The following is a 14,077-nucleotide window of genomic DNA, read 5'->3' as shown; positions in this document are numbered from 1 at the left end:
CGCCGCCGAAGGTGGTCAGGCCCGACGTGTTCACCGTCAGCGCATGCGCGCCATCCAGCGTCGATGCGAAGTCGATCGCACCGCCGCCCGTGCTGGCCAGCGTCGCATCCGCACCCAGCGTCACCGCACCGTTGTAGGTCTGCGCGCCGATGGTGCCGACACTGCCGTCCAGCTGCGTGCTGCCGCCCCCTGTCGTCATCAGCGATGCCAGTGGCGTGATACCGCCTACCGCGCCACCGAAGATGGTCAGGCCCGACGTGCTCACCGTCAGCGCATGCGCGCCGTCCAGCGTCGATGCAAAGTCGACCGCACCGCCACCCGTGCTGGTCAGCGTCGCATCCGCGCCCAGCGTCACCACATCGTGGTAGGTCTGCGCGCCGGTGGTGCCGACGCTGCCGTCCAGCACCGTGTTGCCGGCGGCGTCCGTCATCAGCGACGTCAATTTCGTTGTTCCGCCCACCGCGCCGCCGAAGGTGGTGGTCCCGCCCGTGCGCACGCTGAGGTTGTGTGGTCCGTCCACCGTCGAGGCGGCGTCGATCGCGCCGTTGCCGCTGCTGCTCAGCGTCGCGTCGCCGCCCAGGGTCAGTGCGTTGCCATAGGTCTGCGCGCCTGTGGTGCTCACGCTACCGTCCAGCGTGGTCGCGCCGCCACCGCCGCTGCTCAGGCTGGCCAGCGCTACCGTGCCGCCTACTGTGCCGCCGAAGGTGGCGGTCCCGCCCGTGCTCAGGCTGAGGTTGTGTGGTCCGTCGACCGTCGAGGCGGCGTCGATCGCGCCGTTGCCGCTGCTGCTCAGCGTCGCGTCGCCGCCCAGGGTCAGTGCATTGCTGTAGGTCTGCGCGCCCGTGGTGCTCACGTTGCCGTCCAGCGTGGTCGCGCCGCCACCGCCGCTGCTCAGGCTGGCCAGCGCTATCGTGCCGCCTACTGTGCCCCCGAAGGTGGTCAGGCCACTCGTGTTCACCGCCAGGTTGTGTGCGCCGTCCACCGTGCCGGCCAACATGACCGCACCGCCCCCCGTGCTCGCCAGCGTCGCGTCGGCGCCCAGCGTCACCGCGTCGTTATAGGTCTGCGCGGTACCACTGGTGACATTGCCGTCGAGGGTGATGCCGCCGCCTGCGGTCACATCCAGCGCGCCGCCGACGCTCACCACCGGCAACGCCAGCGACGCGTTGGTGTAGTCCAGCGTCAGGTTGCCTGTCACGCTGGATGGCAGCGTCAAAGTGCCTGGCGTGGATGCCGTGTTCGTCAGCGACAGATGGTTGATCTGCGCACCCGAACCCGCTGCAAACGTTACGCTGCTTGCGAAATTGTTGCCCGGGTTGCCGAGTGTGACGTCCTGCCCGTTGCCGGCAGTGGTGTCGTTCTGCGTAAAGCCGGCCGCGCCGGAGACGTTCAAGCCGCTGCCGCCTTGGGTCATCGCACCGTAGCTGGATGCCGTGAGCGTACCGGTAATGGTGCCGCCGCCCAGCATCAACGCACTGCTGCTGGCGATCTGCGTATTGCCGCCGGTCAGGCTCGCCGCGCCGGTAAACACATTGCCGCTGTTGCCGAGCGTCAACGTGCCATTGGTGCCCGCATTGAAGCTTGCCGTACCGGCGCCGGCAGCCTGGGCGATCGTGCTGCCAACCGCCTGGGCGATGCCGGCCCCGCTGACGCTCAAGCTGCCGCTGCCGACATTGACATTGCCCAGCGTCAGCGCGTTGCCGTTATTGCTCAACGCCACGTCGTTGGCGCCGCTGTTGCTAAGGGATACGGCCCCCGTGAAGTTGTTGCCGGGATCGGTCAGCGTGATCGCGTTGCCGCCGGCATCGAAGCTGCTGCTGCCGGTGACCGTGAAAGCGCCGGTCTGGCTGATCGGGCCGCCGCTGGTCGTCACCGACAGGTTGCTGCTGCCGATATTGAGCGCACCTGCGCTGAACATGCCGCCTTGCACGCTCAGGCCGGCCAGGGCGCCATTGCTGCCATGGCCCACCGCACCACCGAAGCTCACCGTGCCACTGGGCGCATCGGCAGTCAGCCTCTGCTGGGTGGCGGCGGCATTGTCGACCGTGCTGCCAAACGTGATTCCGCCACTGGCGCCGGTACTGTCGAGCGTGATGTTCCCGCCCAGGGCAACCGCTCCCGTGTAGGTCTGCTGGCCACTGCTGGTGATATTGCCGTTCAGCGTGCTGCTGCCGCTGACCGAAAGCGTACTCAGGCCGGAGGCCGCGGCCAGCGTCGTGCCGCCATTGATCGTCAAGCCATGACCGCCACCTGTCAGGGGACCGGTTCCGCTGACGCTCGTACCCGTGAGCGTGGTATCGCCACTGAGCGTGGTGCTCGTCGCGCCGTAGCTCTGCGTACCGCTGGTGGTGATGCTTCCGCCGAGCGTGCTGGTGCTGCCGCCGCTTACCGCAAGTGTTGCCAGGTTGCTGGTCCCGGCCAGCGTCGTATTGCCGGTCATCGTGAGGTTGGTGCTGCTGCCCGATGCGCCGCCGAACAGGGAGATGCTCGAGCCGGACAATTGCGTGTTGGTGCTCGAAAGATCCAGGGAGCCGGCGTAGCTCTGCGAGCCGGTCGTCGAGACATTGCCGGCGAGATCGACCGCACCGCTGCCGCTGCTGGTCAGCGTGCTCAGCCGGCTCAGGCTGCCCACCGAGCCATCGAAGCTCACCGTGTTGCTGCCTGCGTTCAGCGTCAACGAATGCGACGACACATCGCTGTCCAGGGTGCTGCCGAAGGTAATCCCGCCGCTGCCGCCGCTGCTGACGAGCGACGTGTCACCGTTCATGGTCACGGCTTGCGAGTAGGTTTGCGTGCCGGTGGTGTTGGCGGTGCCGCTCAGCAGGGTGGTGCCGCTGATCGCAAGGGCACCCAGCGTACTGGTCGCTCCCAGAGTCGCATTGCCGGTAATCGTCAGGCTGTCGCCGCTGCCGGTTACGCCATAAGGCAGGCTGACGCTGGTCCCGGCCAGCGTGATGGCGCTTGCGCCAAGCGACACGGGGGCATAGTAGGCCTGCGTGCCGAGCGTGCTGATGCCGCTGTCGAGATTGATTTTGCTTGGCGAGGGCGAGGACGCGTTGCCGATGGCGATGGCGCCCGTGCCGGTGGCGATGCTCGACGTACCGTCGATGGTGACGATGCCGGTCGTCTCGATCTGGAGACCGCCGCCATCCGTGGTGATGCCGGCGCCCGTCAGGTTGACGACGCAATTCGTGAGGGACGCGCACGAAGTATTGTTGCTGTAGCTGCTGGCGGTCGCGCTGCCGCCGTAATTGCCCCACAGATACACGTTGAGCGGAATACTGCTGCCGGCAGCGGTAATGTTGCTGTTGAGGAAGATACTGCCGGCCGCTTCGAGATACAGCGACGCCGCGCCGGTTCCCGATGAAGTTCCAACGATGGGGGCGTTCACCGTAATGTCGCCGTTCTGTCCGCCAGAACTGCCGGTGAACACGCGTACGGTGGTACCGCCGGTCAACGCCGCGTTGAGCGTGCCGATGTCGAGCTGGGACGAATTGCCGTTGGCCTTGAACGGGCTGGTACTGGTGATGTTGCTGCTGGTGCCGCTGTAGTTGGCGATCGTTATGTCGTAGGGATCGAGCAGCCACGTTCCCGCCGTACCGTGCGGCGCCGAGGCATCCACCGTGCCTTGCGCATTCAGGCCGTAATGCGACGAAGTCTCGACCAGGCCGCCGTTGCCGCTCGAGGCGCCGCCGCGCGCACTGACGCTCCCGTAGAAATTGTTGACCTGGCTGCCCCAGACCACCACCGAACCGCCGTTACCCGCTTGCCTGGCATCGGTATCGAGCGTGGCAGAAGGGCCGACATACGTAGCGCTTGCAGTCGGCAATCCTTCCCCGCCCTGATAGCCGCCTCCGACACGGATGCCGCCGCCGCCTAGCGTGCCGGAAGCATCGATATTGCCGGTGACGCTCACGTTCTGATCGGACAATACCTGCGCGCTGCCGCCCCGCGTGCCGGAGACGTCGATGCTGCCGCTGTCGATGGCGTTGCCGCCGCTGCCGACCAGCCGCACCACGCCGCCGCTGGTGCTGATGCCGTGGGCGTCGATCACGCCCGAATTGTTGACCAGGTTGGTGAACAAGCTCTTCGCCGCCGACGCCTGCAGCACCACCGTGCCGGCGGCGGCATCCAGCGTGCCGCTGTTGGAGACGGCCGGCTCCCGGGCATCCAGTTTGTTCTTGAGCGCACCGGTGATCTGGATATTGATCAGGCCATCGCCGTCGAAATCGAGCACGGCACGGTCGGCGCCATCCAGATTGATGTTGCCGTAGTTGGCGAGGATCAGGCCGTCGTTGGCCACACTGCCGCCAACCAGGCTCACCGAGCCGCCGCTGGCTGCCTCGATGGTGCCGTGGTTGACCACGCCTGCCACGCCGCCATGCGCGTCGAAATTGAAATGGTTGGCAAGGAAATCGGTGGGCGTCAGATCCAGCGTGCTGGCCACCAGGCCGCCCACGTTCACCTGCGCGGTCGAACCGAAGAGGATGCCGTGGGTGTTGATCAAAAACACCTGGCCGTTCGAGTTGATGCGGCCGAAAATCTGACTGGGGTTCTGGTCGAGAATGCGGTTGAGCGCCACCGCATTGAACGAGGGCTGCTTGAACAGCACCGTCGCATCCTTGCCCACGTTGAAGGTCTGCCAGTCCAGCGCCAGCCGGTTGGAGAGCTGGTTGATAGTGGTATTGGCCCCGTTCTGGCTGATCGCACCGCTGCCGCCGACGACCACGCCGCCGGTGGGCGATGTGGTGGAATTCACTCCGCCCGCCAGCGCACCTGCCGATGCGGACATGCCTGCCATCAACGCGACAGACAGGCTCAGCGGAAGCGCCTTGCGTCGCAGCGATGCGCCATGTGCCGATCCGGGTTGCGTCGGTTTGCGTGGATGGCGGTGCGTGGCGTCAGTGACGGTGTGCATGGTCATGGCCTGTCAGAACGTGAAGCCGAAGCGCGAATAGATGTGGTAGCCGTTCTTGTCCGACGCTTCGGGGCCGCCGATGGGTAGCGCACCGTCGAGATGGAACTCGAAGCGGTGGAAGCGCGGCAGACGGAAAATCAGCCCCGCGCCGTATCCCTTGAGCGTCACCGGCGGCGCATTGCCGCGGTCGGCGCCCGCGGCGAAACCCCGGCCGTAATCCACGAACGTCTCGAACTCCAGCAACTCGCGCCAAGGGCGGCCGTAGAAGGGGGACGTCTTGTTGCCGAAGCCTGGCGCGTCCACGTGGTACTCCAGCGAGGCGTAGTAACCGCGGTCGGTGAGGGCATCGGCGATCGGATAGGCACGCACGCTGTCCGGGCCGCCGATCACGAACTGTTCCAACGGCGCCAGCGCCTGGCTGGTGTACTGGCCGCCGAGCTTGAAATACAGGCGCTGCGACTTGGTCAGGAACTGCAGCCGCGTGTACGACAGGCGCGTCGTCAGGAAGCTGCTGGCGTGGTCGGGGCTGATCAGATCGATACCGTGCGAGTCGTCGGCGATCGACTTGCGCAAACCCACTTGAAGCAGATCGACACCGTGGAAGCGCTGGTCGGTATGGCTCATCCCCCAGGTCAGCTCTCCCACGTCGAAGCGCTCGTCGGAAAGCGGGATATGGGTGCTGCTCAGGCGGGACTGTTCGCGGATGAAGTGCAGCGTCGCCTGCATCTGCATGATCTGCGTATTGACGAACTTCCAGTCGGCACCCGCGTACTGGCTGGAGCTGGGACCCTTGACGTCCAGCGCGGCGAAGGTGCCGTTGGACAGCTGCAGCTCGCTGCGGGTGGCACCCACCACCCCGCTCAGCCCCTGCACCACGATGGGAACGCGATAGGCGAGCGTGCCGTAGACGTTGTTCTGCGGATCCAGCGCGTAGTCGATGTTGGCCGTGAAGCTGTCGCCGATGCCCAGCGGGCTGTTCCAGGCCACGCCCAGTTGGGCACGGTACTTTCCGGTCAGATCGGTGCCGTAATTGTTGGCGCCGGTGGTGATCGTGTATGGGCGCTTGGCCTCGTTGGCGACCATCAGCAGGTCGGTTTCACCCGTGTGCTCGCCCGGCTGGAACGTGGAGGACACGGCCACGCCCGGCAGGTCGCGGGCGTACAGCATCGCCGTGTCGATATCGCCTTTGCGCAGCGCCTTGCCCTTCAGCGGCGCTGCCATCGCCGCAATCACCGCCGGGCGATAGCGCTTGGCGCCCTTGACGATCACCCGCCCGAGCTCGCCCTCCAGCACGCTGATCTCGATGGTCTGGTCCGCGCCCACCGTCTGCGCCGGCAGGAACGCGGTGCCGAAGATGAAGCCGGCCTTGCGGTAGCGGTCGGTCAGCACGTCGGCCACCTGCTGCAGCTGGGCGAAATCCAGATGTGCCACCTGCCCTGCACCACCGCCGAGTTTCTGCAGTTGCGCATCGGCCAATGCCTGCATGCTGGCCGGCGTGATGCCGTCTCGCGGATGCTCGCCCACCCCTTGCACGCGGAAACCGCGCACGGCCAGCTGGGCAGTCGCAGCGCCGGCGTCGCGATCCTTGACTGCCGGCACGACATTGTCCGGAAGCCGGGGTGCCGGAGCGGCCGCCGGCGACCGGGCGGCCAGAGCCGCGTTGTCGCTGACGGTGAAGGCGAGCACCTGGTCGGGCAGATAGGCGTGGGCATCGGCATAGCCGGCCTTTTTCAGCGCCGCCGTGACCGCATCCGCGGCACCTTGCAGCTGGGCCTGGCTGAGCGCGGCAGGGTGACCTGCTGCGGCCACCGCCTGCTCGTAGCCCTTCTGCACGATGCGCTGGATATCGGCGGCCACCGCGCCCGGCGACAGCCCGCTCACCAGGATCTGCTGCGACGGAGCGGCCGGCGCCGCCCCTTCAGGATGGCCCGGATTTGCGGGCGTAACGGGGGCGCTTTGCGCCCAGGTTTCGCTGCCGGCCAGCGCCAGCGCCACCGTTGCAGCCAGACAAGCGATCCGCACGACTCATTTCCCCTTTCACTAGAGCTGTCGGGCGCACGGCACAAGTATCCCGGCGCGCCGCTGTCTGACCGGATGGTCGAAGGCCGGCAACTCCGTCATCGCGTGCCCAGGGCGCACGATGAATTTCCACGCCACCTTCTTCTGTAGTGCGCAAACGGGGCGCCGATCTGGTCGTCCGCGCACGGGGGTGGCCCGGTGATCGACTCGACCCCGGCCTCGGCACCCGTCCCCCGCGTCGGCACCAAGACCGGCCGGCCTTCAGGGCGACGAACGCCGCAGCATCCAATAGACCAGCAACATGGCAACCAGCACCATGCCGCCCGTCACCAGCCAAAGCTTGCGCAGGGCGGCACGACGCTCGGGGAACAGTGTCGCGGCTTCATCCACTCCGGGGGGTGGCCTGCGGGTGCTCTCGACGCGACGTGGAGCCGGTTCCCGGCTGGGAAGGATCGCATTGCGCGCGGTCACGCCGTTGCTGTCGCTCAGGCTGGTGAGCAAGGCCCGGCGGCGGGTCCGGTATTCCGCCCGGGTGATCCGGCCCATGCGGTGCGCTTCATCGAGCGCGCGGAGGATGTGGTTGCTGCGGCGTTCCTGTTCGTTCATCGGATTTCCCTAAGGATGCGCATGCCGACATCGTTCTGGGCCGCGCCACTGTCTGCACGGTGGGCGTCCACCGTGCAGTCGGACCAGTAACTGGTATAGCTGCCGCCCCGCACCGCCACCTGACCGCCGCTGACGACCCACTCCCACACGTTGCCGGTGAGATTCACCAGTCCCCACGGATTCGGCCCCCGTCCCAGCGAGGAGATCGGTGCGCCGGTGCCGTCGTCGCCGTTCGACGTGGGCGGCACGCAATTGCTGTCCGGAGCCTGCTTCCAGCCGCCACCGGCCCTGGCCGCGCGCACCCATTCGGTATCGCTCGGCAGGCGGTAGACGAAGCCGCCGCTGGCCTGGGTCAGCCACGCCGCGTACGCCTGGGCCTGGCTCAGGGTGATGTTGGTCACCGGAAGGCTGCCGGACAGGTGGTCCTCCACCGGCTTGGGGCTGCACTGGTGGGTCGTGGCGCAGAAAAGGTTGAACTCGCTGACACTGATTTCCGCGCGAGACAGCGCATACGGCTTGCCACCCGCCAGGCCGGGCACCACCACCAGAGCCGGACCGCGCTTGCCGGAGAGCGTATCGGCGCAGAAGCGACCCTTGCCGACCAGATCGGGATTGCCGCAAGGATCGACCCCGCTCGCGCCACTGGCCGACGCGGCGACCGCCGCCGGCGCCGCTGCGTGATCGCCGACGACGGGCCTGGATGGCTTGGCGGCGCCTGCGGCGGGCAGCGCGGATGTCGACTGACCCGTTGCGGCCTCGGTGTGGCCGGCGGGCGGCGTGGCGCCCGGTGCGGCGGCCGGCGTCGTCGCGGGCGCGGCCTCGGCCGGCTTGAGGCTGGCCAACAGGTCGGCCATGCTGCCCTGCGGCAGCTGGCCGTGCAGCTTCATGTCCTTTTCCAGCTGGCCGAGGCCATCCGGGTCGGCACGGCGTGCGGCAGCCAGTTGCTGGCGCATGCTGTCGATGTCGGTCGCCGCCGGCGCCTGCGTGCGTGCCTTCATCAGCGCCGCGACCAGCGCATAGCGCTGCTGGGCATTGCGCAGATCCGTGCGGGTGCCCAGCACTTTCAGGCCGCGCGCCACGGTGTCCGCCGCAGCCTGGTAGCGACCGTGCTGGAAGGTATCGCCGGCCTGCCCCAGGTAGGCCTCGGCCAGCAACTGGGGTCCCTGCGTCTTAAGGAAATCGGCGTCCGGCTGCAGTGTGCGGATGCGGGCAAACGCATTCTGCGCCTTGCCGACATCGTTGGCGGCAGCCGCGCGTTTCATCGATTCGATGTCTGCAGCCACCTCGGCCACGGCGCTTTCCTGATCCAGCTTCGCCTGCTGCTGCTGCTGCAAGGCGTCGATGCGCGATCGCTGCGCCCGCAGCGCCGCGGATTGCGGTGCGTACTTCAAGCCTGCATCCACCAGCGCGCTGATCTGCGGAAGCTGCATCGGATCGCTCTGGGTGCTGGCCTGGGTGGCCATGGTGGCGGCCAGCGACTCGACCAGCGCCCGCGTCTGGGCCGAGTTGTCGCCCTGCAGCGTGGCCATCGCGCTGGCGACCTGGGCCTGCCAGTCGGGCGTGACAGCCGGCCGTGCGATCAGCGCGGCCAGCACCTTGCGCGTCTCGGGCAGGCTCTGGCGTACCGCGGGCGCGGCATGGACGGCCGCCGTGGCTGTACTGGCCAGTGCCGCCAGTTGCGCCGCGCGCTGCCTCAGCCGCGCCGAGTCGGGAAACTGCCGTGTCGCCTGCTGCAGTTGCGAGCGCGCCTGGTCGAGGTGGTTCGAGGCAAGCGACTGCCCGATCGCGATGTCGTACTTCAGCTCCAGCTCGGCATTCTTCAACAGGCTGCTGGACGGATCGATGGCGCGGATGGTGGCCAGAATCGCCACCGCGTTGTCGGGCTCGTCGGCGAAGATCGCCCCCACCTCGATGCGCTGGCTAAGATGCGTATCGAGCTGGTTGAGCAGATCGTTCCTTTCCTTCTCGATCGCGCTGCGTTTGAGATCCAGCTGCGGCGAATACAGCTTCAGCTGGTTGCGCAGCTGGAACGCGTGCTGCGCCTGCGCGTAGTTGTAACGCTGCCTGGCCGGATTCCAGTAGGCATCGATACGGCTGAGCAGGAAGTTCTGGATCAGGTCGCCGTGATCGATCACCAGCTGCTTTTGCTCGTTCGCGCTGAGCGAGTCCAGCGCGCCTAGCGCCTGATCCTCGCTGGCGTAATGGTCGTGCTGGGCGAGGTCGAAACGGCCGATCACCCGATCGATGTGGCGCTGGTGCACGTAGTACGTCAGACCCCAGCCGCCGCCGGCGAGAATCACCGCACCGATCGCACCGAACAGCACCATCGGTCCGAAGCGCTCGCGCAGGCTGACCTCGCGCAGACCTTCCACCAGCTCCACGGCGTTCTTGAGGCGCTTGTCGCCGGTGAACGCCACCGCATCGCACAGCGTCTGGTACTGGCGTTTGGTCAGGCCGGGTACCGGCGGCGGCTTGCGGCCCTCCTTCATCGCCACTTCGGCACTAACCTTGTCGAACGGGTGCTTGCCGGTGAGCAGTTCGAACGCCACGCAGCCCAGCGCATAGATGTCGTCGCTGGGCGTGGGCTCCTTGCCCTGGATCATCTCCAGGCTGGCGTAGGCCGGCGTGAGCGCGCCCAGCGTGCCGGCGTCGAACACGGTCTGTTCGCCGACCTGATCGCCCATGTGCTTGCCGGCGCGCGCGATGCCGAAGTCGAACACCTTGGGCACGCCGCCGCGGGTGACCATGACGTTGCCGGGCTTGAAGTCCGAGTGCACCACGCCGGAGGCATGCGCGCGCTTGAGCGCCCAGGCCATGCCCTCGATCAGCGGGCGCGCCTTCTCCAGCGGCATGCCGTTGTAGGCGCGCTCGCGGATCAACTGCTTGAGGTCGGAGCCGTCGATGTACTCCATCGTCATGAAGACGATGGTGTCGTCCTTGTCGAAGTCGAACACGCGCACGATGTTGTCGTGGGCCAGCGACTGCGAGCGGCGCGATTCGCGCTGCAGCGCGATCAGCGAATCGGGATGGCGGCGGAACTCGTCGTTCAGCACCTTCACCGCCACATAGGGATCGCGGTCACGCGCTTCCACCTTGCGCTCGTCGCGGGCGAGGAACACCACGCCCATGCCGCCACGGCCGATTTCCTTCTCCAGATGGAAGCGGCCCTTGAGCACGCTGCCCACGGCGGCGTAGACACCGCCTTCGGCATCGGCCACGCGCTGCCAGCTGTCCATGTTGAAACTGCTGCCGGTGCCCGTGCCCTGGGTGCCGGTGACGGCAGTGGGCTGCGGCGCGTCGGCCGCAGGCGGGTGCGAGGCGGGCGCGACCACGGTGGCATCCGCGTCGTCCGCCGGCGCGGGCGGGCGTGAAGCGGGCTGCACCATGGTCATCTCGGCATCCGGCGGCGGCGCGCTGGCGCGCCCCAACACCTGTATTTTCGTCACGTCGTCGTCCGCTGCCGCAGGCGGCGCTGCAGGGGGCATCGCCGACGCCTGCGCAGGCAGCTGCAGGCTGTGCAACTTCGCGGCGAGCGCCCGCGCGAGCCTCGGCTCGAGCCGGCCGTCGGCGGCCATCGCCACGAGCAAAGCCTGCTCGTCGCGGCAGGTTTCGTCGGGCAGCGCGCCGCGTGCGGCCAGCGCGTCGAACAGCTCGGGCAACGTGAGCCGCCTGGCTTGGTAGTCGTCAATCAGTTCGGCGATGGAGCTCATGAGTTGCGATCTTTCCTGTCGGTCACAGAATCACGGGATCGTGGCGGAGTCGCCGCCGCGGGGCGCTCGCCGAACCATGCGTGCGTCCCCCGCATCAGCCGACCACCAGCATGGGCACATCGTTGGTGCGTACCTTCTGGCCTGCCATGTACAGCGTCGAGCTCATCTTGTAACGACCCTCCTGGATGCCCTTGGGCAGGCTGAAATCGAAGCTGGTCTCGTACTCGCCGGTGCCGTTGATCGCAGCGACATCCTTGGTGGCGGTAGCCAGCTGCTTGCCGTCGGGCGAATACAGGGTCAGCTGCTCTTTCATCTGGGGCGACACGTCGTGCGCGCCCCGCAGCAAGGTCACGCGCGACTGCATCTCCACCTTGCCGCCGCCCTGGACCGTACCTCCGGGAAGCAGCACGCTCTGGTAGGATTCGATCGTGTTGCCCGTCGGCAACGTGCCGTGTTCGTGCCGGTACTGCGCCTCCACCGCCTGCGCGTCGCGGATCCGCCGGCTGTGGTAGTTGTAGGCCATGCAGGCAAACGCCCCGACGCCGGCGCCGATCGCCGCGCCCGCCAGGTGCCCCTTGCCCTTGCCGAACAGCGAGCCGGCAATCGCGCCGATCGCGCCGGTCACCACCGGATTGCATTCCTGCGCCGAGGCGCTTCCGGTGCCAGCGCCGGTGTTCGCGCCTGCCGGGCGTGGCGCGCCGAGGCCCCCCATGTCGGCACATCCGCCCAGCAAGGTCACGGCGATGGCCATCGCCGCGAGTCTCGTGCCGCGAAATTTGCGTGCTTGCATGACCGCACCTCCTTCAGTTGATCGTGATGTCGCTCATCGCCCGCTGCTGCGCCTGCTGGGCGCGCTGCAGGAGTCGCCGGGCCCCCGGGTCCCCGGGGACGATCTGCAGCGCGGCCTTGGCGTTGGCAATGGCCGCGGAATACTTTTGCTGCCCGTAGTTCTGCTCGCCTTCCCGCAGCAGCTCCGACACCACCTGCTGCATTCGCGACGGGCTGTCGGCAGCGGAGCGCACCGCTGCAACTGGTGGCGGCACTGCCGGCGGCGGCGAAACGGCCGCCGTGACCACCGTGGAAGCCGATGGACTTGCCGGTTTCGGCTGGTCCAGGTCGTGCTTTTCCTTGTCCACGGCGAGGCGTCTGAGCTCCAGCTGCGGCAGAAACAGATGCAGCTGCGCGGGCAACGCGAAGACCCGGCTGGCCGCGGCGTAATCGCGCCGGCCCTGCGCCGGGTTCCAGTAGGCGTCCATGCGACCAAGCAGGTAGGACTGGACCAGATCGCCATGCGCCAGCATCAGCTGTCGTCGGCCGTCCTCGCTCAGCTGGCCCAGCGCGGCGAACGCCTGGGTTTCGTTCGCATAGCGATGAGGATCGCCGGGTTGGAAACCGGCGACGACTTCCGCCATCTGCCGGGCGCGCCACTGGCCGACGGCAAACCAGCCTCCTGCCGAGAGCAGCAGCAGGCCGGCCAGCGCGTAGGCCAACGGCCGGCCGGCACGTTCGCGCAAGCCGATCTCGCGCAGCCCGTCGAGCAACGCCTCGACATCCTTCAGCCGCTGCCCGGCATGAAACGCGATGCTGTCGCACAGGGTCTTGTACTGGCGCTTGGTCAGGCCCGGTACCGGCGGCGGCTTGCGGCCCTCCTTCATCGCCACTTCGGCACTCACCTTGTCGAACGGGTGCTTGCCGGTGAGCAGCTCGAACGCCACGCAGCCCAGCGCGTAGATGTCGTCGGCCGGCGACGGCTGCGCGCCACGCGTCATCTCCAGGCTGGCGTAGGCCGGTGTCAGCGCACCCAGCGTGCCGGCGTCGAACACCGTTTCCTCGCCGGACGCCTCGCCCAGCCGCTTGGCCGCACGCGCGATGCCGAAGTCGAATACCTTGGGCACACCCTCGCGCGTCACCATGACGTTGCCGGGCTTGAAATCCGAGTGCACGACGCCGGCCGCATGCGCGCGCTTCAACGCCCGGCCCATGCCCTCGACCAGCGACCGTGCCTCGGCCAGCGGCATGCCGTGGTAGGCGCGCTCGCGGATCAGCGAGCGCAGGTCCGTGCCGTCGATGTACTCCATCGTCATGAAGACGATGGTGCGGTCCTTGTCGAAATCGTAGACGCGCACGATGTTTTCGTGCGCCAGCTGCTGCGCGCGGCGCGATTCGCGCTGCAGCGCGACCAGCGAATCGGGGTGACGGCGGAACTCGTCGTTCAGCACCTTCACCGCCACGTAGGGATCGCGGTCGCGCGCCTCCACCTTGCGCTCGTCGCGGGCAAGGAACACCACGCCCATGCCGCCGCGGCCGATCTCGCGTTCGAGCAGAAAGCGTCCTTTCAGCAGCATGCCAACCGTGGCGCGGTCGCTGCCGGCCGCCCCGGCCACCTGCTCCCAGTCGGCGCTGGTGACGCCGGCGGCCGGCGGCGCTTCGCCCGTGGACATGCGGGAAGCAGGCGCGACCACGGTGGCATCTGCGTCGCCCGCAGGCGCCGACGGGCGCGAGGCGGGTTGCACCATGGTCATCTCGGCGCTGGACGACGACGGCGCAGCGCCGCTCGGCGACACCTTCACCTTCGTCATCTCGTCGCCCGCCGCCGCAGATGTCGGCGCCGACGGCTGCACGCCACGCAGCTTCGCGACAAGCGTGCGGGCGAGCATCGGCTCGAGCCGGCCGTCGGCCGCCATCGCCTCGAGCAGCGCCTGCTCTTCATGCAGAATCTCGTCCGGCAGCGCACCGCGCCTGAGCAAGACGTCGGACAGCCCGGACGGCGTGAGCCGCCCGGCCTGGAACTCGACGATCAGTTCGGCGATGGAAGTCATGCTGC

General features: G+C 67.8%; 5 protein-coding genes and 1 pseudogene. All 6 read right to left on the bottom strand.

Annotated features, from left to right (window positions below; genetic code table 11):
* On the bottom strand, positions 1-4,792 hold a 4,792-nt coding region (locus ACFPPB_RS18705), incomplete at its 3' end, for a beta strand repeat-containing protein (protein WP_377329905.1).
* A gap of 138 nt (positions 4,793-4,930) precedes the next feature.
* Positions 4,931-6,604 carry a ShlB/FhaC/HecB family hemolysin secretion/activation protein gene (locus ACFPPB_RS18700; protein ID WP_377329907.1) on the bottom strand — a complete coding sequence of 558 codons (1,674 nt, stop codon included), beginning with the start codon at positions 6,602-6,604 and terminating at the stop codon, positions 4,931-4,933.
* Between the two features lie 594 nt (positions 6,605-7,198).
* Positions 7,199-7,543, bottom strand: coding sequence for a hypothetical protein (locus ACFPPB_RS18695; RefSeq protein ID WP_377329904.1), 345 nt, complete (start codon positions 7,541-7,543; stop codon positions 7,199-7,201).
* Positions 7,540-11,253 carry a bifunctional serine/threonine-protein kinase/formylglycine-generating enzyme family protein gene (locus tag ACFPPB_RS18690; RefSeq protein ID WP_377329902.1) on the bottom strand — a complete coding sequence of 1,238 codons (3,714 nt, stop codon included), beginning with the start codon at positions 11,251-11,253 and terminating at the stop codon, positions 7,540-7,542. Before ACFPPB_RS18690 ends, ACFPPB_RS18695 begins: the two co-directional genes overlap by 4 nt.
* Positions 11,254-11,347: 94 nt before the next feature.
* Positions 11,348-12,043 (bottom strand): hypothetical protein, encoded by a 696-nt coding sequence (locus ACFPPB_RS18685; RefSeq protein WP_377329900.1) that lies wholly within the window; start codon positions 12,041-12,043, stop codon positions 11,348-11,350.
* Between the two features lie 328 nt (positions 12,044-12,371).
* Positions 12,372-14,072, bottom strand: a pseudogene (locus tag ACFPPB_RS18680) (serine/threonine-protein kinase); the annotation flags it as partial.
* Positions 14,073-14,077 lie beyond the last annotated feature (5 nt).

This window comes from Rhodanobacter terrae, from assembly GCF_042657005.1.
Lineage (GTDB): Bacteria > Pseudomonadota > Gammaproteobacteria > Xanthomonadales > Rhodanobacteraceae > Rhodanobacter > Rhodanobacter terrae.
Note: the sequence above shows the minus strand (reverse complement) of the source record. Positions and strands in the feature narration are given on the sequence as shown.

Bases quoted from the DNA above. Each gene is read 5' to 3' on its own strand.
- ACFPPB_RS18695 (WP_377329904.1), bottom strand. From the start codon at position 7,543: ATGAACGAACAGGAACGCCGCAGCAACCACATCCTCCGCGCGCTCGAT.
- ACFPPB_RS18690 (WP_377329902.1), bottom strand. From the start codon at position 11,253: ATGAGCTCCATCGCCGAACTGATTGACGACTACCAAGCCAGGCGGCTC.
- ACFPPB_RS18685 (WP_377329900.1), bottom strand. From the start codon at position 12,043: ATGCAAGCACGCAAATTTCGCGGCACGAGACTCGCGGCGATGGCCATC.